A 20035-nucleotide genomic window follows, 5' to 3' on the forward strand; every position below is an offset into this window, starting at 1 on the left:
CATGAAGCAGGCGCGGCTGCGATCCCTCACACTTGCCGCGCTGCTTGCCGTCCTGGCTCCAGCCGCCCATGCCCAGCAGGCCTCCGATGTCGTGGCTCCAGAGGGCAAGAGCGGCATCACCACCAGGGCGCCTGTCCATGCCGGAAGCCAGATGGTTGCCGCGGCCAATCCGCTCGCTGCCCAAGCCGGGCTTGCGGTGCTGCGCGACGGCGGCAACGCCGCCGATGCGCTGGTCGCCGTCCAGGCCGTGCTCGGTCTCGTTGAGCCGCAATCCTCGGGCCTCGGCGGCGGCGCCTTCCTCACCTGGTACGACGCCTCCACCGGCAACGTGACGACTTTCGACGGCCGCGAAACGGCGCCCGCGGCGGCGACCCCGAACCTTTTCCTCGGAGCCGACGGCAAGCCGCTCGAATTCTTCGACGCCGTGGTCGGCGGCCGATCGGTCGGCACTCCCGGTGTTCCGCGCCTCCTGGAGACGGTGCACGCCAGATACGGAAAGCGGCCTTGGGCCGGCCTGTTCGATCGGGCGATCGAACTCGGCGAGAAAGGCTTCGCGGTTTCTGCGCGCCTCAACGTCCTGCTCGTCGAGGACGGCGGCCGGCTCGACCAGGACCCCGCCGCACGGGCCTACTTCTTCGGCTCGGACGGCAAGCCGCTGGCCACGGGCACTGAACTCGCCAATCCGGACTACGCGGCCACCTTGAAGGCCATGGCGGCGGGCGGCGCGGACGCCTTCTACAAGGGTGCGATCGCCGAGAAGATCGTCGCGGCGGTACAGGGCCATGCGACAAATCCGGGCGGACTCACCCTGGCCGACCTTGCCGGTTATGAGGTCAAGGAACGTTCCGCAGTCTGTGCGCCCTATCGCGGCCATCAGGTCTGCGGCATGGGGCCGCCCTCGTCGGGCGCGATCGCCATCGGCCAGATTCTCGGCATGATCGAGCCTTTCGACATCGCGACGCTCGGGCCCGACGATCCGGTGAGTTGGCGCATCATCGGCGATGCCACCCGCCTCGCCTTTGCCGATCGCGAACGCTTCGTGGCCGACAGCGATTTCGTGACCTTGCCGAAGGGCCTGCTCGATGCCGATTATCTGAAATCGCGTTCGGCGCTGCTGCGCCGGGACACCGCACTCGGCCCCGACGAGGCAAGCGCCGGCGAGCCGCCATGGGACAAGGCCGAGCTCAGGATCGACGGTCGCTCGCTGGAGCAGCCCTCCACCTCGCATTTCACTGTTGTCGACAAGGACGGCAACATCGCCGCCATGACGTCCTCGATCGAGAACGGCTTCGGCTCGCGAATGATGGCGGCCGGTTTCCTGCTCAACAACCAGCTCACCGACTTTTCCTTCGAGCCCGAAGCCGACGGCGAGGCGGTTGCGAACCGGGTCGAGGCCGGCAAACGGCCGCGCTCTTCAATGTCGCCCACGATCGTGCTGAGAGACGGCAAGCCAGTGTTCGCGCTCGGCTCCCCCGGCGGCAGCCGCATCATTCCCTATGTCGCGACCACGATCATCGCGCTCATCGACTGGAAGATGGACATGCAGGCGGCGATATCCCTGCCGCATATGGTGAACCGCTTCGGCACCTATGATCTCGAGGCGGGCACTCCGGCCGAAGGGATGGCCGATGATCTCGAAGCCCTCGGCTACGAGGTCAAGGTCCGCGACCTCAATTCGGGCCTTCACGGCATCGCCATCGATGCCGGCGGGCTGACCGGCGGCGCAGATCCCCGCCGCGAAGGGGTGGCCCTCGGTGACTGATCGCGGTCTGCCGAATTCGTCCGTGCGGAGCGCCCTTGCGGCGCCCCGCTCCTTCTCCAATCAGAGCGCGCCGATCCACATCGCCATGGTGACGATGAAGGCGCTAACCGAAACCAGCGAAACGACATCCTGCAAAAGGTCAGTCATGGAACTCTCCTGATTTGGATATGTTCCTTTTATGTTCTATTCTTGTTCTTGTTTCAACCCATTTCCAGCGACGCGTGCCGCCGGCCGACTCAAAAGGTTAGCAAAATCCTAATCCGATCCACCGACATGCGGTGGATGCACAGCATCGCGCCGTCTCGCATCGATGGTTTTTCAGGATGACCGCATGCGACTGCGCAGGTGCGAACCGGCACGAATATGGGTGGCCGATGGCCGGCGGCACCGAAACCGCCGACACGATATCAGAATGGGACGACCTTGCCTTCGGCTAGGGTGACGCGGCGGTCCATGCGTGCGGCGAGCTCGTGATTGTGGGTGGCGATGAGCGCGGCAAGGCCGGACTGGCGCACCAGCGCCTCCAGCGCCTCGAAGACATAGGCGGCCGTGGTCGGATCGAGATTGCCTGTCGGCTCGTCGGCGAGCAGGATCAGCGGCGCATTGGCGACCGCGCGCGCGATCGCGACCCGCTGCTGCTCGCCGCCTGAAAGCTCGGCCGGCCGATGGTGGGCGCGCTTGCCGATCTTCATGTAGTCGAGCAACTGCGCCGCCCGTTCCGCCGCCTCGGCCTTGCCGAGCCCCTTCACGAGTTGCGGCATCATGATGTTCTCGAGCGCGGTGAACTCCGGCAGCAGATGGTGGAACTGGTAGACGAAGCCGATATCGTTGCGGCGGATCGCGGTACGCTCGTCGTCCGACAGCCGCCCGCAGGCCTTACCCGAGAGGATGACGTCCCCGGCGTCGGGCCGCTCCAGCAGTCCGGCCGTGTGCAGCAAGGTCGACTTGCCCGTGCCCGACGGTGCGACAAGCGCCACCATCTCGCCGCGCCCGAGCGTGAAATCGGCGCCGCTCAGGATGGTCAGCTTGCGCGGCCCCTGTACATAATGGCGTTCGACGCTCTTCAGTTCGATGACGGGGACGCTCACTCGTACCTCAGCGCTTCGACGGGATCGAGCTTCGCGGCGCGCCAGGCGGGAAACAGCGTTGCCAGGAAAGACAGGACAAGCGCCATGAGGATCACCGAGATCGTCTCGCCCGGATCCATCTTGGCCGGCAGCTTGCTCAGGAAATAGAGCTCCGGATTGAACAGCACCGTGCCCGACAACCAGGAGAAGAACTGGCGGATCGATTCCACATTGAGGCACACCACGATGCCCAGGATGACGCCGGCAATGGTGCCGGCCCCGCCGATCGCGGCTCCGGTCATCAGGAAGATGCGCATCACCGAAGCCCTCGTGGCGCCCATGGTGCGCAGGATGGCGATGTCGGCACCCTTGTCCTTCACCAGCATGACCAGGCCGGAGATGATGTTGAGGGCCGCGACGAGCACGATCAGCGTCAGGATCATGAACATCACGTTGCGCTCTACCTCGAGCGCCGAGAAGAAGGTGTGGTTGCGCTGCCGCCAGTCGGTCAGGAAGACCGGCCGCTGCGCCGCCTCCTCGACAGGGCCTTTCAGCGCGTCGACGGCATCGGGATTGTCGACGAAGATCTCCAGCGCCTGCGCGCGGTTCTCCATGTTGAAATAGAGCTGCGCTTCTGTGAGCGGCATGAAGATGATCGAGGAATCATATTCAGACATGCCGATCTCGTAGATGGCGACGATCGGATAGGACTTCACGCGCGGCGTCGTGCCGAGCGGGCTGACGTCGCCGTCGGGCGAGATCAGCGTGATCGTGTCGCCGAGCACGAGACCCAGATTCTCGGCCATGCGTGTGCCGATCGCCACGCCCTCGCTGTCGTCGAAACCGACGATCGAGCCCTGGCGGATGTTGTTGGCGACGAGTTCGAGCCTGGACAGGTCCTCGCCGCGGATACCGCGCACCAGCGCGCCCGTTCCGGCGCCGATATTGCCCGAGGCAAGCGTCTGTCCGTCGACCAGGGGGATCGCATATTTGACCCCGGGCACCCCGGCGATGCGGCCGGCGACGGCGGCGTAGTCCTCCAGCGGCGAATCGATCGGCTGCATCACGAGATGGCCGTTGATGCCCAGGATGCGCACCAGAAGCTCGGCCCGGAAGCCGTTCATCACCGCCATCACGATGATCAGCGTCGCGACGCCGAGCATGATGCCGGCAAAGGAGATCGAGGCGATCACCGAAATGAACGCCTCCTTGCGGCGGGCGCGCAGATAGCGCCAGGCCACCATCCGCTCGAAGGCGGAAAACGGCGCCGCGCCCTTCGACTTCGCTGCCGCCGCGCTGCTCATGGACGGGCGCCGAGACGATTGACGACGTCGGCGAGCGCGATCGCGCTGCGCTCGCCCGTCTTGCGGTTCTTGATCTCCGCCTCCCCGGCGGCCACTCCGCGTGGTCCGACGATCACCTGCCGCGGCAGGCCGATCAGGTCCGCCGTCGCGAACTTGCCGCCGGCGCGCTGATCGGTGTCGTCATAGAGCACGTCCCATCCGGCTGCGGTGAGCGACTTGTAGAGCTCGTCACAGGCGCGGTCGCAATCGGCGTCGCCGGCCTTCATGTTGATCAGGCCGATGTCGAAGGGCGCGACCGCCTCCGGCCAGATGATGCCGTTCTCGTCATGGCTCGCTTCGATGATCGCCGCGACGAGGCGCGAAGGGCCGATGCCGTAGGACCCCCCGGACGCGAAATGATCCTTGCCGTCCGGGCCGGTCACCTTCGCGCCCATCGGCTTCGAATATTTCTCCCCGAAATGGAAGATGTGACCGACCTCGATGCCGCGGGCCGAAACCTGCTCGGTCCCGGCAATGGCATCCCACGCCCTCTCGTCATGCATCTCGTCCGTCGCCGCGTAAGGCGTCGTCCAGCGCTTGACGACATCGGCGATCGCCGCGTCGTCGGTGAAGTCGGTGTCGGCGCCAGGCACGGGAAGCGTCAGGAAGTCCTTGTGGCAGAACACCTGGCTTTCGCCGGTGTCGGCCAGGATGATGAATTCGTGGGACAGGTCGCCGCCGATCGGACCGGTGTCGGCACGCATCGGGATCGCCTGCATTCCCATTCGGGTAAAGGTCCTCAGATAGGACACGAACATCCTGTTGTACGCGGCTCTGGCGCCTTCATAATCGATGTCGAAGGAGTAGGCGTCCTTCATCAGGAACTCGCGCGAACGCATGACGCCGAAACGCGGGCGGACCTCGTCGCGATACTTCCACTGGATGTGGTAGAGATTCAGCGGCAGGTCCTTGTAGGATTTCACGTAGGACCGGAAGATCTCCGTCACCATCTCCTCATTGGTCGGGCCGTAGAGCATATCGCGCTCATGGCGGTCCTTGATGCGCAGCATCTCCTTACCGTAGTCGTCGTAGCGGCCGCTCTCGCGCCACAGATCCGCCGACTGGATGGTAGGCATCAGGATTTCCAGCGCCCCGGCACGGTCCTGTTCCTCGCGGATGATGCGACAGACCTTGTCTAGCACGCGCTTGCCCAGCGGCAGCCAGGAGAAGCTGCCCTGCCCCTGCTGCCGGATCATGCCGGCGCGCAGCATCAGGCGGTGCGAGACGATCTCCGCCTCGCGCGGATTCTCTTTCAGGATGGGCAGGAAGTAACGCGACAGCCGCATGAAAAATCCGTTGAAGTGACCCATGCCGCAAGGACGAGCGGCAGGCGAAAGGTGATTGCTTGTACGCGCTTCATAGCCATTTCATGGCCGCTTGGGAACCCGATCGCATGCGGCGAATGGGCTGCCCGTCCAAGGTCGGAAGTCGGCAGAAACCTTCGCTTGTCCAGTCAAGTTTAGCTCGACTAAAATCCAGGCAAGGCCTGCTTCTCTATTGTGCATTGCAGCACAATCTGATGGCTTTTCACGCAAAATTCCGCGTGACATTGTGTTCTTTCGTAGGCTAATGTGCCCGGCATAATCGAGAGGGCGGAAATAAATCCGCTCTCCTACGCGGTCAAAGTCTTGGGAGGATGCGATCTAGGCGCGGTTACTCGCTGCCGCCGGACACCGGAAAGCAGATCGGACGCGTTCAAACTGCAAGGCTTCGGCCTTGCATTTTTTTTGCGCAATCATCAGCTTGGCGTCGACAGCTCACGGATCATGCGAAAGCACTCGCGCCTTGTCTCTCCCCGCTCGGGGCGGTCTATGTAAGTGGCTGCTTACTTATGTAAATGCCGCCGCCTGACGGACGCTACCTCAGAACCGGCAATCGGATCCGATTTTCGGGAAGCACGATACGGGGTTTCAAAGTGATGGAGCGTGCTCTACGCGTCCGAATGGACGCGCGGCACCCAACCGGAGCATTGCCATGCCGACGTCAGCAGATCTTCTCGCGGCCTCTGCGGTTCTCTGCTGGGTGATGGTTCTGTTCGCCGGCGTCCTGCGCATCCGGACCTGGACAAAGGCCGGGGTAGTGATCGGCCTGGGCAACCGCGACACGCTGCCGGCAGCCGGCACGGTCGCCGGGCGCAGCGAACGCGCTGCACGAAACATGCTCGAGAACCTCCTGATCTTCGCAGCGCTTCTCCTGGCTGCATGGATGGCGAAGGTGCCGGAGGAAAAGCTCATCCTTCCTGCCCAACTCTTCTTCTGGGCGCGGCTGGCCTACTTCCCGACCTATGTGGCGGGCATCGTCTATCTCAGGACCGCGTTCTGGGCAGTGGGCGCCGTGGGCACGGCGCTGATCGCCTGGGCCGTGCTCGCCGGCTGATCGCCGCATCGGCCCGAAGTTGGGATTCGGCCTTCGGAAACCGTGATGGCCGGTCCAAATTCATGGATCGTCCTTCGCGCATCCGAACGGACGCGCGGCGCCCTATTCGAACTCGGGCACGATGCGGGGGATGTCGTCGATGGTGAGGCCGAAGCCTCGGGTCAGAACGTAGAAGCCGCCCAACAGCAGGGCCGAAACGATCGTGGTGCGGATGACGGCGCGCAGCATATGCGGCCCGGTCGGAGCGCTGGGCACCGTGCCGAGCGTCACGTCCTTCGCCTCGTCCTGCGTGCGCAGGCTGAACGGCAAGGTGGCGAAAAGCGTCAGCCACCAGATGATGAAGTACAACGCGAAGACGGAAACCCAGGTCATTGCCGACCCTTTCTGCCATTCCTGACCTTCGGTGGACCGAAGGCGCCTCTCATATCATGCGCTATGTCGCGCGACCTCCGGCCTCACGCCTGTTCAAGCTCGACCAGCGTTCCCTGGAAATCCTTCGGATGCAGGAACAGCACCGGCTTTCCATGGGCACCGATCTTCGGATTGCCGTCGCCCAGCACCCGGGCGCCTGATGCCTTCAGCCGGTCGCGCGCGGCAAGGATATCGTCGACCTCATAGCACACATGGTGCATGCCGCCCGACGGATTCTTGTCGAGAAAGGCCGCGATCGGCGAACCCTCACCCAACGGCTCCAACAGTTCGATCTTGGTGTTGCCGACGTCGATGAAGACAACGGTCACGCCATGTTCCGGAAGCGCCTGCGGCTCGGTCACCTTCGCGCCGAGCGTCTGCCGGTAGACAGCGGAGGCGGCAGCCAGGTCGGGCACCGCGATGGCGACGTGATTGAGGCGTCCGAGCATATGCAATCCCTCATCCACAATACCGGACCAGCGTCTTGCATCCGGTATTGCGCAAAAAACAGGAAGACAGAGTCATTTCCGCGTCTCGGAGAAAAGCGGAAATGCCCTATCGCGTGACGAAGACCGTCACCAGAGGCTTTTTTCCCCAGGCATCGTTGGCCGCCGCCCGCACGGCGCGGCGAACGGCCTCCTGCACCAGGTCCAGGTCTTTTCGGCGCTGACGTGGTATGGAGTCCACCGCGCCGATTGCCGCATCGACCATCAGGTCCTCCAGCAGTTCGCCTCGCGCGTCGATCTCGGCAACGCCGATCGCCACCAGATCGGGATCGTCTGCCAGTTCGTAGCGATCGTCCAGCACCACGTTCACCGCGACATGACCGGCAAAGGAAAGCTTGCGGCGGCTGCGGATGCCCATGGCTTCCTCGCTGCCGATCAGCTTGCCGTCCTTGAAGATGCGGCCGAACGGCACCTGGTCGATGATCTGCGCCGTTCCGGGGGAGAGCCGCAGCATATCGCCGTTGCGCAACTGCGCCACTTCGGGAATGCCCGATGTCGCCATCAGCGAGCCTTGCGCCACGAGATGCGCCGCCTCGCCGTGCACCGGCACGCCGATACGCGGGCGTGTCCATTCATACATCCGGCGCAGCTCGGCCCGCCGCGGATGACCCGAGACGTGGACCAGCGCGTCTGCGTCCTCGATGATCTTCATGCCGAGGTCGATCAGGCGGTTCTTGATCTCGAGGATCGCCTTCTCGTTGCCGGGAATGGTGCGCGAGGAGAAGATCACCGTATCGCCCGCGGTAAGCGAAACCGTTTTCATCTCCTCGCGCGAGAGCTTGGCAAGCGCTGCAAGCGGTTCTCCCTGGCTGCCGGTGCAGATCACCACCAGATTCTCGCGCGCGATGTAGCCGTAGTCCTCCTCGTCTGCGAACTCGGGCAGTCCGTCCATGTAGCCGAGTTCGGTCGCCACACTGATGACGCGCTTCAGCGATCGGCCGAGAACGAGACATTTGCGGCCGGCATCGCGTGCTGCCTCGGCGATCGAGCGAATACGCCCGACATTGGAGGAGAAAGTGGTGACGGCGACGCGGCCCTTTGCGTCTTCGATGAGCTTCTTCAGGCTCTGGCCGACCGCCTGCTCGGAAGGCGATTCACCTTCCCGCACCGCGTTGGTGGAATCGCAGATCAGCGCCAGCACGCCGGCCTCGCCCAGCGCGCGGAAACGAGCCTCGTTGGTGAGCGGGCCGATCTCGGGTGCCGGGTCGATCTTCCAGTCTCCAGTATGGATCACCGTGCCCGCCGGGGTGGTGATCGCCAGTGACACCGGCTCCGGAATGGAATGGGTCACCGGGATCGCCTCGATCCGGAACGGACCGACGGTGAAGGTTTCGCCGGCGCGATAGATTATCACCGGAACCAGCGGCGAGCCGCTTTCGGACTGCCGCTTGGCTTCCAGCAGCCCAGCGGCGAAAGGCGTCATCCAGCAAGGCGCCTTGAGCCGCGGCCACAGGTCGAGCAGAGCGCCGTAGTGATCCTCATGGGCATGAGTGATGACGATGCCCTTCAGATTGACGAGATCGTCCTCGATATAGCGGATATCGGGCAGCACGAGATCGACGCCGGGCAGGCCGGAATCCGGGAAGGTCACGCCGCAATCGACCACGATCCATTCGCGCGCGTCCGGCGGACCGTAGCCGTAGAGCGCGAAATTCATGCCGATCTCGCCGACCCCGCCGAGCGGGACGAAAACCAGTTCTGCCTTGTCCGCCATCTCAGCGTTCTCCGGGATTTCTCATGACGCGGCGGCGGATGCGACCGCGCCGAAATGCACATCGCCGGCGGCGATGCTGATCGCATGGCCCTCCCGGTCGCGGATCACGAACCGGCAATCCTCGTCGATCGTCTCGAACACGCCGCGGATCACCTTGCCGTCGACGCGCACGGCGACCTCGCTGCCGAGGCCCGCTGCCCGCCCCAGCCAGCGCTGACGGATGCGGGAAAGACCCCGTCCCTCGTCCCACGCACGGCTGTTTTCGGTCCAGGCATCGGACAGCGCGATGAACAGGCCTTCGGCATCGCATCGGCTGCCGAGCGCCCTCAGCGACGTCGCCGGATAGGGCACGTCTTGCGGATACGCCACAACATTGACGCCGATGCCGATCGCCAGCCCGAAGCGGTTGTCGTCGAGCATGGCCGATTCGAGCAGGATGCCGGCGAGCTTCGCGCCACGCGCCAGCACGTCGTTCGGCCACTTCAGCTCGAAGCGGTCGCCGCGACCGCCCCCGCCGTCGGGGGCGACGGCGACGGTGCCGCCGGGCAGGACTGCGTCCAGCGCATCCGAAAGCGCGAGGCCCGCGACGAAACCGAGCGTTGCCGCCAGGCGCAATTCGTGGCGTCCGACCAGCAGCAGCGTCGCTGCCAGGTTGCCCTCGGGCGTCGCCCAGGCGCGACCGCGCCTGCCCCGCCCGCTATCCTGGCGCTTCGACACGATCCACAGCCTGCCGGCATCCCCCTCCCGCGCCCGCTCCAATGCGAGCGCGTTGGTGGAGCCGACACTGTCATGCGCTTCGAGCCGGTAGCCTTCCAGTTGTGCGGTCGGAGCGAGCGAAAAGGCCATCGCGTCAGAAGAACGTCTTGGCTGCGGCTTGCGCCACCTGCCCGATCGGTCCGCCGATCAGCACGTAGAAGAGCACGAACGCGCCGCTCACGCCCAGCACCAGCTTGAGCTCGCCGGCCATCGGCGTGAAGCCGCCGGCCGGCTCATCGAACCACATGATCTTGATGATGCGCAGATAATAATAGGCGCCGACCACCGAGGCGAGCACCCCGATCACCGCGAGCGCGTAAAGATGCGCGTTGATCGCCGCCAGGAACACGTACCATTTCCCCCAGAAACCGGCGAGCGGCGGGATGCCGGCCAGCGAGAACATCAGGATCGTCATGATCGTGGCCATGGTCGGATTGGTCGTCGCCAGGCCGGCCAGATCCTCGATCTGCTCGACATTGCCGTCCTTGCGGCGCATGGCCAGGATGAAGGCGAAGGTGCCCAGCGTCATCACCAGATAGATCAGCATGTAGATGATGACGCCGCGCACGCCGGCTTCGCTGTTGGCGGCAAGACCGACCAGCGCATAGCCCATGTGGCCGATCGAGGAATAGGCCATCAGGCGCTTGATATTCCTCTGGCCGATCGCCGCGAAGGCGCCGAGCGCCATGGACGCAATGGCGATAAACACGACGATCTGCTGCCAGTCGGGTGCGATCGGCGCGAAGGCGCCCATCGTGACGCGCACGATCAGCGCCATCGCCGCCATCTTGGGCGCGGCCGCGAAGAAGGCCGTCACGGGTGTCGGCGCCCCCTCGTAGACATCGGGCGTCCACATATGGAAGGGTACGGCCGAGATCTTGAAGGCGAGCCCGGCCAGGACGAAGACCAGTCCGAAGACGAGACCGAGCTGACGCTCGCCGCCAGCAAGCGCCGATGCGATCGCCTCGAAGCCGGTATGGCCGGTATAGCCGTAGACCAGCGAGATGCCGTAGAGCAGCATGCCCGAGGACAGCGCGCCCAGCACGAAATATTTGAGGCCCGCCTCGGTCGAGCGCACGCTGTCGCGATTGATCGCGGCGACCACGTAGAGCGAGAGCGACTGCAGCTCCAGGCCGAGATAGAGCGCGATCATGTCGTTGGCCGAAACCATCAGCATCATGCCGAGCGTAGCCAGCATGATGAGCACGGGATATTCGAACTTGTCGAATTTCTCAGCCTTGGCGAAACCGACCGACATGATGAGGGTGACCACAGAGCCGATCAGCGTCAGCACTTTCATGAAGCGGGCGAAGGGATCGTTGACGAAGGCGCTGCCAAAAGCGTTGCCTTCGCCGCCGAGGAACAGAAGCCATGCGCCGGCGCCGATCAGCACGGCGACGGCGAGGCCATTCACGACGGTGTTGGCCCGCTCGCCGGAATAGACGCCGATCATCAGAAGCGCCATCGCCCCGACGGCGAGGATCAGTTCCGGCGTCGCCAGAGAGAGGCTCGAGTAAAGTTCCGGTGTCATGAACCCGTCCCTGTCAGTTCGCGGCCGCGGTTTGCGCGGCTTGCAGCGAAACGGTGATGTTGTCGACCAGCGCCTTGACCGATGCCGACGTCACATCGAAAACCGGCGTCGGATAGACGCCGAAGAAGATGGTCAGCACGACCAGCGGATAGATGACCGCCTTCTCGCGGGTCGAGAGGTCGAGCAGGCCCTTCAGGCTCTCCTTGGTCAGCGCCCCGAAGATCACCTTGCGGTAGAGCCAGAGCGCATAGGCCGCCGACAGGATCACGCCCGTCGCGGCGAACAGGGCCACCCAGGTGTTGACCTCGAAGACGCCCATCAGGGTGAGGAACTCGCCGATGAAGCCGCTGGTGCCCGGCAGGCCGACATTGGCCATGGTGAAGATCATGAACACCGTGGCGTATTTGGGCATGTTGTTGACCAGGCCGCCATAGGCCGCGATCTCCCGGGTGTGCATGCGGTCATAGACGACGCCGACGCACAGGAAGAGCGCGCCCGAGACCAGCCCGTGCGAGAGCATCTGGAAGATCGCGCCCTGGATGCCGAGGTCGTTCATCGCGAAGGTGCCCATCGTCACGTAGCCCATATGGGCGACCGACGAATAGGCGATCAGCTTCTTCATATCCTCCTGCATCAGCGCAACGAGCGAGGTGTAGACAATCGCCACAATCGACAGCGTGAAGATGAAGGGTGCGAAGTCCGCCGAAGCGATCGGGAACATCGGCAGCGAGAACCGCAGGAAGCCGTAGCCGCCCATCTTCAAGAGGATAGCCGCCAGGATCACCGAGCCGGCGGTCGGCGCCTCGACGTGGGCATCCGGCAGCCAGGTGTGCACCGGCCACATCGGCATCTTGACCGCGAAGGAGGCGAAGAAGGCGAGCCACAGCCAGGTCTGCATGCCGGCGGGGAAGTTGTAGGTCTGCAACGTCGGGATGTCGGAGGTGCCGGCCGTCCAGAACATGGCCATGACGGCGAGCAGCATCAGCACCGAGCCGAGCAGCGTATAAAGGAAGAACTTGAAGCTGGCATAGACGCGCCGCTTGCCGCCCCATACGCCGATGATGATGAACATCGGGATGAGGCCCGCCTCGAAGAACACGTAGAACAGCACGATGTCGAGCGCGCAGAACACGCCGATCATCAGCGTCTCGAGGATGAGGAACGCGATCATGTATTCCTTGACGCGCTTCTCGACCGACTCCCAGCTGGCCAGGATGCAGAGCGGCATGAGGAAGGTCGTCAGTATGACGAACAGCATCGAGATGCCGTCGACACCCATATGGTAGGAGATGCCGGAATCCAGCCACGCCGCCTTCTCGACCATCTGGAAGCCGGGTGTAGTGGTATCGAAGCCGGCCCAGATGAACAGCGACAGCAGGAAGGTGAAGACCGTCGTCAGAAGCGCGACGTTGCGGATGTTGCGGCGCGCGCTTTCGCCCTCATCGCGGATGAGCAGGATGAGGAACGCCCCTACCAGCGGCAGGAAGGTGACCGTCGAGAGAATTGGCCATTCGGTCATTTCAGAAGCCGCTCCCGAGCATCATCCATGTGACGAGGGCTGCAACCCCGATCAGCATCGCAAAGGCATAGTGGTAGAGGTAGCCGGTCTGCAGGCGCACCACGCGGCTGGTCACGTCGATGACCCGTGCCGACACGCCGTCCGGCCCGAAGCCGTCGATCAGCCAGCCGTCGCCCTTCCGCCACAGGAAGGTGCCCAGCCGCTTCGCCGGCCTGACGAACAGGAAGTCGTAGATCTCGTCGAAGTACCACTTGTTCAGCAGGAACTGGTAGATCATCTGGTGCCGGCCGGCGATCGCCGCCGGCTCCTCGGGCCTGCGGATATAGAGGTGGTAGGCCACGCCGAAGCCGAGCAGCATGGCAACGAACGGCGCAAGCTTCACCCAGACCGGCACCTCGTGGAAATCATGCAGGATATGATTGTCCGGCAAGGTGAACAGCGAAGCCTTCCAGAACTCGGCATAGTGCTCGCCGATGAAGTAGTCGTGGAACACCACGCCGGCGAACAGCGCGCCGATGGCCAGGAGAACCAACGGCACGAGCATGACCGGCGGCGATTCATGCACGTGGTGCATGACGTCGGCGGTGGCGCGCGGTTGGCCGTGGAAGGTCATGAAGATCAGCCGCCAGGAATAGAAGCTGGTGAAGCAGGCGGCGATCACCAGGAGCGCGAACGCGAAGCCGGCGACGGCATTGTGGCCGACGAACGCTCCTTCGATGATGGCGTCCTTCGAGAAGAAGCCGGCCGTGCCGATGATGGTGGCGGGGATGCCGACGCCGGTGAGCGCCAGGGTTCCGATGATCATCATCCAGTAGGTGACCGGGATGAGAGTCCTGAGGCCGCCCATGCGGCGCATGTCCTGCTCGTCGGAGACGGCGTGGATGACCGAACCCGAGCCGAGGAACAGCAGCGCCTTGAAGAAGGCATGCGTGAACAGGTGGAAGATGGCCGCCGAATAGAAGCCCATGCCCAGCGCGACGAACATGTAGCCGAGCTGCGAGCAGGTCGAATAGGCGATCACGCGCTTGATGTCGTTCTGCACGAGGCCGACGGTCGCGGCAAAGAAGGCCGTGAAGGCGCCGATGAAGGTCACCACGGTGAGCGCCGAGTGTGAAAGCTCGAACAGCGGCGACAGGCGCGCCAGCATGAAGACGCCTGCCGTCACCATGGTGGCGGCATGGATGAGGGCGGACACGGGCGTCGGGCCCTCCATGGCGTCGGGCAGCCAGGTATGAAGCGGAACCTGCGCCGACTTGCCCATCGCTCCCATGAAGAGCAGCAGGCAGACGACGGTGAGCGCGCCGTGCTTGTCGAGGCCCCAGCCCAGGAAGGTCCAGTAGGGTTCGGCCGCAGCTTCCGCCGCGCCTTCCGGCGGCAGGAACGACGCCGCATTGGCGAACACGGTGCCAAGGTCCACGGACTGGAACAGCACGACGACGCCGAAGATGCCGAGCAGGAAGCCGAAATCGCCGATGCGGTTCACGACAAAGGCCTTGATCGCGGCCGCGTTCGCCGACGGCTTCTTGTACCAGAAGCCGATCAACAGGTAGGAGGCGAGGCCGACGCCTTCCCAGCCGAAGAACATCTGCACCAGATTGTCCGCCGTCACCAGCATCAGCATCGCGAAGGTGAACAGCGACAGATAGGCGAAGAAGCGCGGCCGGTGCGGGTCGTGATGCATGTAGCCGATCGAATAGATGTGCACCAACGCCGAGACGGTGTTGACCACGACAAGCATGACGACGGTGAGCGTGTCGATCCTCAGCGCCCAGTCCGCCTGCAGCCCGGCGATATCGATGAAGCGCAGCACCGGCACGCTGAACACCTCGCCCTCGCCGAAACCGACGCTGAAGAAGGCGATCCACGACAGCACGGCCGAGATCACCAGGAAACCGGAGGTGATGTATTCGGACGCCTTGGCGCCGATCGAGCGTCCGAAGAGGCCGGCGATCAGGAAGCCGAGGAGCGGAAGGAAGACGATGGCCTGGTACATTTTGGTTCCGTCAACCCTTCATCATGTTGACGTCTTCGACGGCGATCGAGCCGCGATTGCGGAAGAAGACGACGAGGATGGCGAGGCCGATGGCCGCCTCGGCGGCGGCCACGGTCAGCACGAAGAGTGCGAAGACCTGGCCGACGAGGTCGCCGAGGGCGGCCGAGAAGGCCACGAAATTGATGTTCACGGCGAGCAGGATGAGTTCGATCGACATCAGGATGACGATGACGTTCTTCCTGTTCAGGAAGATGCCGAAGACGCCCAGCGTGAACAGGACTGCCGAAACGGTCAGATAATGAGCGATGCCCACAACCATGGTCAGATTCCCTTGCCCGTCTCGACTTTCTTGATTTCGATCGCGGTCGCCGGCGTGCGCGCCACCTGCGCCGGGATGCTCTGGCGCTTGACGCCCGCCTTGTGGCGCAGCGTCAGCACGATGGCGCCGATCATGGCGACCAGCAGCACGAGACCCGCGATCTGGAAGTAGTAGATGTAGTGCGTATAGAGGATGTCGCCCAAGGCAGCGGTGTTCTGGCGCGTCGCGATGTCGGGCGTCGGCATGGCCACGCTGCCGGCGAGTTCCGGCGAGAAGACGTAGCCGCCCAGCACCACGATCAGTTCGCCCGCCAGGATCACGCCGATCACCGCGCCGATCGGCGCATATTGGAGCGCTCCCTCCTTCAGTTCGGCGAAGTCGACGTCGAGCATCATGACGACAAAGAGGAACAGCACGGCCACGGCGCCGACATAGACGACCAGCAGGATGAGCGCCAGAAACTCCGCCCCGGTGAGCAGGAACAGCCCGGCCGCGTTGAAGAAGGTCAGGATCAGGTAGAGAACCGAATGGACCGGATTGCGCGCGGAAATGACCATGAAGGCCGCGCCGATCGCGATGAAGGCGAAGAGGTAGAAGAAGACCGCTTCGAGTCCGTTGAGCATGGGGTTCCCCCGGGTTTACTTCCAGCCAAGACGCAAGCCGCGCCCTGCCCGATCTTGCCGGCTCCGCAACCGCCTCCGGTCGCCAGGGCCGCGTGTTCCTAGCGCATGTCCCGGTCGGGTTCAAAGAGCCGGACGGAAGAAACATGCGCAATTCAAAAACTTCGAGGACGACCCCCTTCCGGAAAAGTCCGCAGCCTTCCGGGAGCATCCCTCAGGCCGGCCTCGCCGCCGGCCGATCCTGCCGCCTTCAGCGATACGGCGCATCCATCGCGATGTTGCGCGCGATCTCGCGCTCCCACCGGTCGCCGTTCGCCAGCAGCTTGTCCTTGTCGTAGTAGAGTTCCTCGCGCGTCTCCGTCGCGAACTCGAAATTCGGCCCCTCGACGATGGCGTCGACCGGGCAGGCCTCCTGACAGAAGCCGCAATAGATGCACTTCACCATGTCGATGTCGTAACGCACCGTCCGGCGTGTGCCGTCGTTGCGGCGCGGTCCGGCCTCGATGGTGATCGCCTGGGCCGGGCAGATCGCCTCGCAGAGCTTGCACGCGATGCAGCGCTCTTCCCCGTTGGGATAGCGGCGCAGGGCATGCTCGCCGCGGAAGCGCGGGCTGACCGGGCCTTTCTCATGCGGATAGTTCAGCGTCGCCTTCGGGGCGAAGAACTGCCGCATCGACAGGAAGAAGGCACCGACGAAGTCCTTCAGGAGCAGCGATTTGGCGGCGTGCGCAAGCGCTGACATGATTATTCTCCGCTCATCAGCGGGGCCACGAGGTAGCCCACGATCGGCAACAGCACGAATTGGCTGAGGCCCGTAACATTCAGAACCCGTTTCGTCTCGGGCAGTTCGACGCGTGAGGCAAGCAGCCGCAGCAGCGCGAAATCGATCGCCGCCACGACAAGCCCCACGATCGCCCCGATGACGGCCGTCGACATCACGCCATTCCCGTCAGCTTGAGGAAGGCCGCCGTGACGACAACCATGGCCAGCGAAATCGGCAGGAACACCTTCCAGCCCAGCCGCATCAACTGGTCGTAGCGGTAGCGCGGAACGAAAGCCTTCACCATGGCGAACATGAAGAACACCAGGCAGACCTTCAGCACGAACCAGATCACGCCCGGCACCCAGGTGAACGGCGCGAAATCGAAAGGCGGCAGCCACCCCCCGAGGAACAGGATCGTGGTCAGCGCGCACATCAGCACGATCGCGACATATTCGCCGAGGAAGAACAACAGGAACGGCGTCGACGAATATTCGATCATATGGCCGGCAACGAGTTCCGATTCCGCCTCGACCAGGTCGAAGGGCGGGCGATTCGTCTCGGCCAGAGCCGAAATGAAGAAGATGACGAACATCGGGAACAGGCCGAGCCAGTGCCAGTCGAGCAAGGTGTTCGGCAGCCCGAGCCTGGTGCCGAGCCCGTCCTGTTGCGACAGCACGATGTCGGAGAGATTGAGCGAGCCGACGCAGAGCAGCACGGTGATGATGACGAAGCCGATGGAGACCTCATAGGACACCATCTGGGCCGCAGAGCGCAGGGCGCCGAGGAACGGATATTTGGAGTTCGACGCCCAGCCGCCCATGATCACGCCATAGACCTCGAGCGAGGAGATGGCGAAGACATAGAGGATACCGACATTGATGTTGGCGACCGCCCAGCCGTCGCTGACCGGGATCACCGCCCAGGCCGAGATGGCGAGCACGGCCGAAACGAGCGGCGCGAGCAGGAACACGCCCTTGTTGGCGCCGGACGGGATGACCGGCTCCTTGAAGACAAATTTCAGCAGATCCGCGAAAGCCTGCAGCAGCCCCCACGGGCCGACGACGTTCGGACCGCGGCGCAACTGCACGGCCGCCCAGATCTTGCGGTCGGCGTAGAGGATGTAGGCGACGAAGATCAGAAGGACGACGATCAGAACCACCGACTTCAGCAGGATGATCAGCGCCGGAAGGACGTAGAAAGAAAAGAAGCTGTCCATGATCGTCCCTATTCGGCGGCCTGCTTGAAGCCGTCTTTGGCGAGTGCGGAGCACTCCGCCATGACCGCCGACGCACGCGCGATCGGATTGGTGAGATAGAAGTCCCCGACCGCGGAAACGAACGGCGCCTTCCCGAGCTTGCCGCCGAGCGCCGCGGCCTTGGCCACCGCTTCCGCGTCGGCGGGGGCGATCTGGTCGATCGCGCGGAAATGCGGATGGTCGACATAGAGCCTGGCCCGCAGCTGCGACAGCGAATCGAAGGGCAGCCGCTTGCCGAGCACGTCGGACAGCGCCCTCAGGATCGCCCAGTCCTCGCGCGCGTCGCCCGGCGCGAAGCCGGCACGGTTGGTTGCCTGCACGCGCCCCTCGGTGTTGACATAGGTGCCGGACTTCTCGGTGTAGGCCGAGCCCGGCAGAATGACATCGGCGCGATGGGCGCCGGCATCGCCATGGGTGCCGATATAGACAGTGAAGGCCTTGCCGATCCTGCCCATGTCGAGTTCGTCGGCGCCGAGCAGGAACAGTACGCCCAGCGCATCGTCCATCATGCCGGCGACATCCTTGCCGCCCTCGCCCGGCACGAAGCCGAGATCGAGCGCACCGACACGGGCGGCCGCCGTGTGGAGCACGGCGAAACCGTTCCAGCCTTCGGTCACCGCGCCGACCGCCTGCGCGAGTTTCGCAGCGAGGCCGAGCACGGCGCTGCCGTCGGCACGCGCCAGGGCCCCTTGCCCGACGACGATCAGCGGACGCTCGGCCTTCTTCAGCACGTCGAAGAAGGCGCCCTTGCCCTCGACGAGCCCCTTCAGCGTATCCGCTCCGGCGCCCAGCAGGTCATAGGCGTATCGCGTGTCGCCGATTTCGCCGATGACGCCGACGGGCAGATTGCCGATCCGCCACCGCTTGCGGATGCGGGCGTTGAGCACCGATGCCTCGAAGCGCGGATTGGAGCCGATAATGAGGACGGCGTCGGCCTGCTCGATGCCGTCGATGGTCGGGTTGAACACATAGCTCGCGCGGCCGAGCGTGGGGTCGAGCGCGGCGCCGTCCTGGCGGCAGTCGATGTTGCCGGAGCCGAGCGACGTCATCAGTTGCTTGAGCGCATAGATCTCCTCGACGGCGGCGAGATCGCCCGCGATCGCGCCGATCCTGTCCGGCGTCGTGCGCGCCACGGCTTCCTTGATCGCGGCGAAGGCCTCGGACCAGCTTGCCGGCGAGAGTTTTCCGCCCTTGCGCACATAGGGACGGTCGAGGCGCTGCGTGCGCAGGCCGTCCCAGATGAAGCGGGTCTTGTCGGAGATCCACTCCTCGTTCACCGCCTCGTTGACGCGCGGCATGATGCGCATCACCTCGCGGCCGCGCGTATCGACGCGGATCGCCGAACCGACGGCGTCCATCACGTCGATCGTCTCGGTCTTGGTCAGTTCCCAAGGCCGGGCCTGGAAGGCGTAGGGCCTGGAGGTCAGCGCGCCGACCGGGCAGAGATCGATGACGTTGCCCTGCAGTTCCGACGTCATCGCCTGCTCGAGATAAGTCGTGATCTCGGCGTCCTCGCCGCGGCCGATCAGGCCGAGTTCGGAGATGCCGGCGACCTCGGTCGTGAAGCGGACGCAGCGCGTGCAGTGGATGCAGCGCGTCATGATCGTCTTGACGAGCGGCCCGATATATTTGTCCTCAACGGCGCGCTTGTTCTCGTGGTAGCGCGAAGCGTCCACGCCGAAAGCCATCGCCTGGTCCTGCAGATCGCATTCGCCGCCCTGGTCGCAGATCGGGCAGTCCAGCGGATGGTTGATCAGCAGGAACTCCATGACGCCCTCGCGGGCCTTCTTCACCATCGGCGTGTTGGTGAAGATTTCCGGTGCCTCGCCGTTCGGGCCGGGGCGCAGGTCCTTGACGCCCATGGCGCAGCTCGCCTGCGGCTTGGGCGGCCCGCCCTTCACCTCGACCAGGCACATGCGGCAGTTGCCGGCGATCGACAGCCGCTCGTGGAAGCAGAAGCGCGGCACTTCCGCGCCGGCCTCTTCCGCCGCCTGCAGCAGCGTGTAGTGGTCGGGAACTTCGATGTCCCTGCCGTCGACCTTCAGCTTCGCCATATCGTTTCAAACCCCTGCGGTGGTCCGCAAATTCCGGGCCGGGCAT

18 protein-coding genes are annotated in these 20035 nt (G+C 64.3%); 2 read left to right on the forward strand and 16 right to left on the reverse strand.

The genetic code is table 11. From position 1 onward, the window contains the following. The first annotated feature begins 1 nt into the window (after position 1). Positions 2-1762, forward strand: coding sequence for a gamma-glutamyltransferase (ggt, locus tag JN302_RS26620; protein WP_202329727.1), 1761 nt, complete (start codon positions 2-4; stop codon positions 1760-1762). A 407-nt stretch (positions 1763-2169) separates the two neighbouring features. On the opposite strand, the gene JN302_RS26625 is transcribed toward ggt, so the two are convergent. The 3 genes from JN302_RS26625 to proS are packed head-to-tail and all read right to left on the reverse strand — an operon-like array spanning position 2170 to position 5458. After that, the gene (locus tag JN302_RS26625; RefSeq protein ID WP_202307056.1) at positions 2170-2850 is read right to left on the reverse strand and encodes an ABC transporter ATP-binding protein; all 681 of its coding nucleotides are present in this window, start codon (positions 2848-2850) and stop codon (positions 2170-2172) included. Further along, complete coding sequence (locus JN302_RS26630) at positions 2847-4133, reverse strand: lipoprotein-releasing ABC transporter permease subunit (RefSeq protein ID WP_202329728.1); 1287 nt, start codon at positions 4131-4133, stop codon at positions 2847-2849. Before JN302_RS26630 ends, JN302_RS26625 begins: the two co-directional genes overlap by 4 nt. Beyond that, positions 4130-5458, reverse strand: a complete 1329-nt coding sequence (gene proS / locus JN302_RS26635; RefSeq protein WP_202329729.1) for a proline--tRNA ligase — start codon at positions 5456-5458, stop codon at positions 4130-4132. The genes JN302_RS26630 and proS overlap by 4 nt, the downstream gene beginning before the upstream one ends. A 688-nt stretch (positions 5459-6146) precedes the next feature. Here proS and JN302_RS26640 point away from each other — a divergent pair. Further along, positions 6147-6548 (forward strand): MAPEG family protein, encoded by a 402-nt coding sequence (locus JN302_RS26640; RefSeq protein ID WP_202329730.1) that lies wholly within the window; start codon positions 6147-6149, stop codon positions 6546-6548. A 102-nt stretch (positions 6549-6650) separates the two neighbouring features. Here JN302_RS26640 and JN302_RS26645 read toward each other — a convergent pair whose 3' ends face one another. The 13 genes from JN302_RS26645 to nuoG all read right to left on the reverse strand — a co-directional run bounded on the left by JN302_RS26645 (position 6651) and on the right by nuoG (position 19989). Beyond that, entirely contained in the window at positions 6651-6920 is a 270-nt protein-coding gene (locus tag JN302_RS26645; protein ID WP_202307064.1) for a DUF1467 family protein, read from the reverse strand. Between the two features lie 83 nt (positions 6921-7003). After that, complete coding sequence (gene mce / locus JN302_RS26650; RefSeq protein ID WP_202329731.1) at positions 7004-7408, reverse strand: methylmalonyl-CoA epimerase; 405 nt, start codon at positions 7406-7408, stop codon at positions 7004-7006. A 106-nt stretch (positions 7409-7514) separates the two neighbouring features. Then, positions 7515-9179: a ribonuclease J gene (locus JN302_RS26655; protein WP_202329732.1), complete on the reverse strand. Its 1665-nt coding sequence runs from the start codon at positions 9177-9179 to the stop codon at positions 7515-7517. 21 nt (positions 9180-9200) lie between these two features. Further along, positions 9201-10025 (reverse strand): biotin--[acetyl-CoA-carboxylase] ligase, encoded by an 825-nt coding sequence (locus tag JN302_RS26660; protein ID WP_202329733.1) that lies wholly within the window; start codon positions 10023-10025, stop codon positions 9201-9203. Positions 10026-10029: 4 nt separating this feature from the next. Next, on the reverse strand, positions 10030-11466 hold the full coding sequence (gene nuoN / locus JN302_RS26665) for an NADH-quinone oxidoreductase subunit NuoN (protein ID WP_202307070.1): 1437 nt from the start codon (positions 11464-11466) through the stop codon (positions 10030-10032). A 13-nt stretch (positions 11467-11479) separates the two neighbouring features. Continuing rightward, on the reverse strand, positions 11480-12985 hold the full coding sequence (locus tag JN302_RS26670; RefSeq protein ID WP_202307071.1) for an NADH-quinone oxidoreductase subunit M: 1506 nt from the start codon (positions 12983-12985) through the stop codon (positions 11480-11482). A gap of 1 nt (position 12986) precedes the next feature. Further along, on the reverse strand, positions 12987-14978 hold the full coding sequence (gene nuoL / locus JN302_RS26675; protein ID WP_202307072.1) for an NADH-quinone oxidoreductase subunit L: 1992 nt from the start codon (positions 14976-14978) through the stop codon (positions 12987-12989). A 10-nt stretch (positions 14979-14988) separates the two neighbouring features. Beyond that, positions 14989-15297 carry an NADH-quinone oxidoreductase subunit NuoK gene (gene nuoK / locus JN302_RS26680; RefSeq protein ID WP_202307073.1) on the reverse strand — a complete coding sequence of 103 codons (309 nt, stop codon included), beginning with the start codon at positions 15295-15297 and terminating at the stop codon, positions 14989-14991. A 2-nt stretch (positions 15298-15299) separates the two neighbouring features. Then, entirely contained in the window at positions 15300-15920 is a 621-nt protein-coding gene (locus tag JN302_RS26685) for an NADH-quinone oxidoreductase subunit J (protein ID WP_202307074.1), read from the reverse strand. A gap of 247 nt (positions 15921-16167) precedes the next feature. Next, positions 16168-16659, reverse strand: coding sequence for an NADH-quinone oxidoreductase subunit NuoI (gene nuoI / locus JN302_RS26690; RefSeq protein WP_202307075.1), 492 nt, complete (start codon positions 16657-16659; stop codon positions 16168-16170). A gap of 2 nt (positions 16660-16661) precedes the next feature. Beyond that, on the reverse strand, positions 16662-16853 hold the full coding sequence (locus JN302_RS26695) for a hypothetical protein (protein ID WP_202329734.1): 192 nt from the start codon (positions 16851-16853) through the stop codon (positions 16662-16664). Then, on the reverse strand, positions 16853-17896 hold the full coding sequence (nuoH, locus tag JN302_RS26700; protein ID WP_202307077.1) for an NADH-quinone oxidoreductase subunit NuoH: 1044 nt from the start codon (positions 17894-17896) through the stop codon (positions 16853-16855). Before nuoH ends, JN302_RS26695 begins: the two co-directional genes overlap by 1 nt. 8 nt (positions 17897-17904) lie before the next feature. Then, positions 17905-19989 carry an NADH-quinone oxidoreductase subunit NuoG gene (nuoG, locus tag JN302_RS26705; RefSeq protein ID WP_202329735.1) on the reverse strand — a complete coding sequence of 695 codons (2085 nt, stop codon included), beginning with the start codon at positions 19987-19989 and terminating at the stop codon, positions 17905-17907. Between the last annotated feature and the right edge of the window lie 46 nt (positions 19990-20035).

Source organism: Mesorhizobium sp. L-8-3 (assembly GCF_016756615.1).
In the GTDB taxonomy this organism is placed as follows: domain Bacteria; phylum Pseudomonadota; class Alphaproteobacteria; order Rhizobiales; family Rhizobiaceae.

What these genes read in the sequence shown, in the direction of transcription:
- ggt (WP_202329727.1), top strand. Translation starts at nt 2, where the DNA reads ATGAAGCAGGCGCGGCTGCGATCCCTCACACTTGCCGCGCTGCTTGCC.
- JN302_RS26630 (WP_202329728.1), bottom strand. Translation starts at nt 4,133, where the DNA reads ATGAGCAGCGCGGCGGCAGCGAAGTCGAAGGGCGCGGCGCCGTTTTCC.
- proS (WP_202329729.1), bottom strand. Translation starts at nt 5,458, where the DNA reads ATGCGGCTGTCGCGTTACTTCCTGCCCATCCTGAAAGAGAATCCGCGC.
- JN302_RS26640 (WP_202329730.1), top strand. Translation starts at nt 6,147, where the DNA reads ATGCCGACGTCAGCAGATCTTCTCGCGGCCTCTGCGGTTCTCTGCTGG.
- JN302_RS26645 (WP_202307064.1), bottom strand. Translation starts at nt 6,920, where the DNA reads ATGACCTGGGTTTCCGTCTTCGCGTTGTACTTCATCATCTGGTGGCTG.
- mce (WP_202329731.1), bottom strand. Translation starts at nt 7,408, where the DNA reads ATGCTCGGACGCCTCAATCACGTCGCCATCGCGGTGCCCGACCTGGCT.
- JN302_RS26655 (WP_202329732.1), bottom strand. Translation starts at nt 9,179, where the DNA reads ATGGCGGACAAGGCAGAACTGGTTTTCGTCCCGCTCGGCGGGGTCGGC.
- JN302_RS26660 (WP_202329733.1), bottom strand. Translation starts at nt 10,025, where the DNA reads ATGGCCTTTTCGCTCGCTCCGACCGCACAACTGGAAGGCTACCGGCTC.
- nuoN (WP_202307070.1), bottom strand. Translation starts at nt 11,466, where the DNA reads ATGACACCGGAACTTTACTCGAGCCTCTCTCTGGCGACGCCGGAACTG.
- JN302_RS26670 (WP_202307071.1), bottom strand. Translation starts at nt 12,985, where the DNA reads ATGACCGAATGGCCAATTCTCTCGACGGTCACCTTCCTGCCGCTGGTA.
- nuoL (WP_202307072.1), bottom strand. Translation starts at nt 14,978, where the DNA reads ATGTACCAGGCCATCGTCTTCCTTCCGCTCCTCGGCTTCCTGATCGCC.
- nuoK (WP_202307073.1), bottom strand. Translation starts at nt 15,297, where the DNA reads ATGGTTGTGGGCATCGCTCATTATCTGACCGTTTCGGCAGTCCTGTTC.
- JN302_RS26685 (WP_202307074.1), bottom strand. Translation starts at nt 15,920, where the DNA reads ATGCTCAACGGACTCGAAGCGGTCTTCTTCTACCTCTTCGCCTTCATC.
- nuoI (WP_202307075.1), bottom strand. Translation starts at nt 16,659, where the DNA reads ATGTCAGCGCTTGCGCACGCCGCCAAATCGCTGCTCCTGAAGGACTTC.
- JN302_RS26695 (WP_202329734.1), bottom strand. Translation starts at nt 16,853, where the DNA reads ATGTCGACGGCCGTCATCGGGGCGATCGTGGGGCTTGTCGTGGCGGCG.
- nuoH (WP_202307077.1), bottom strand. Translation starts at nt 17,896, where the DNA reads ATGGACAGCTTCTTTTCTTTCTACGTCCTTCCGGCGCTGATCATCCTG.
- nuoG (WP_202329735.1), bottom strand. Translation starts at nt 19,989, where the DNA reads ATGGCGAAGCTGAAGGTCGACGGCAGGGACATCGAAGTTCCCGACCAC.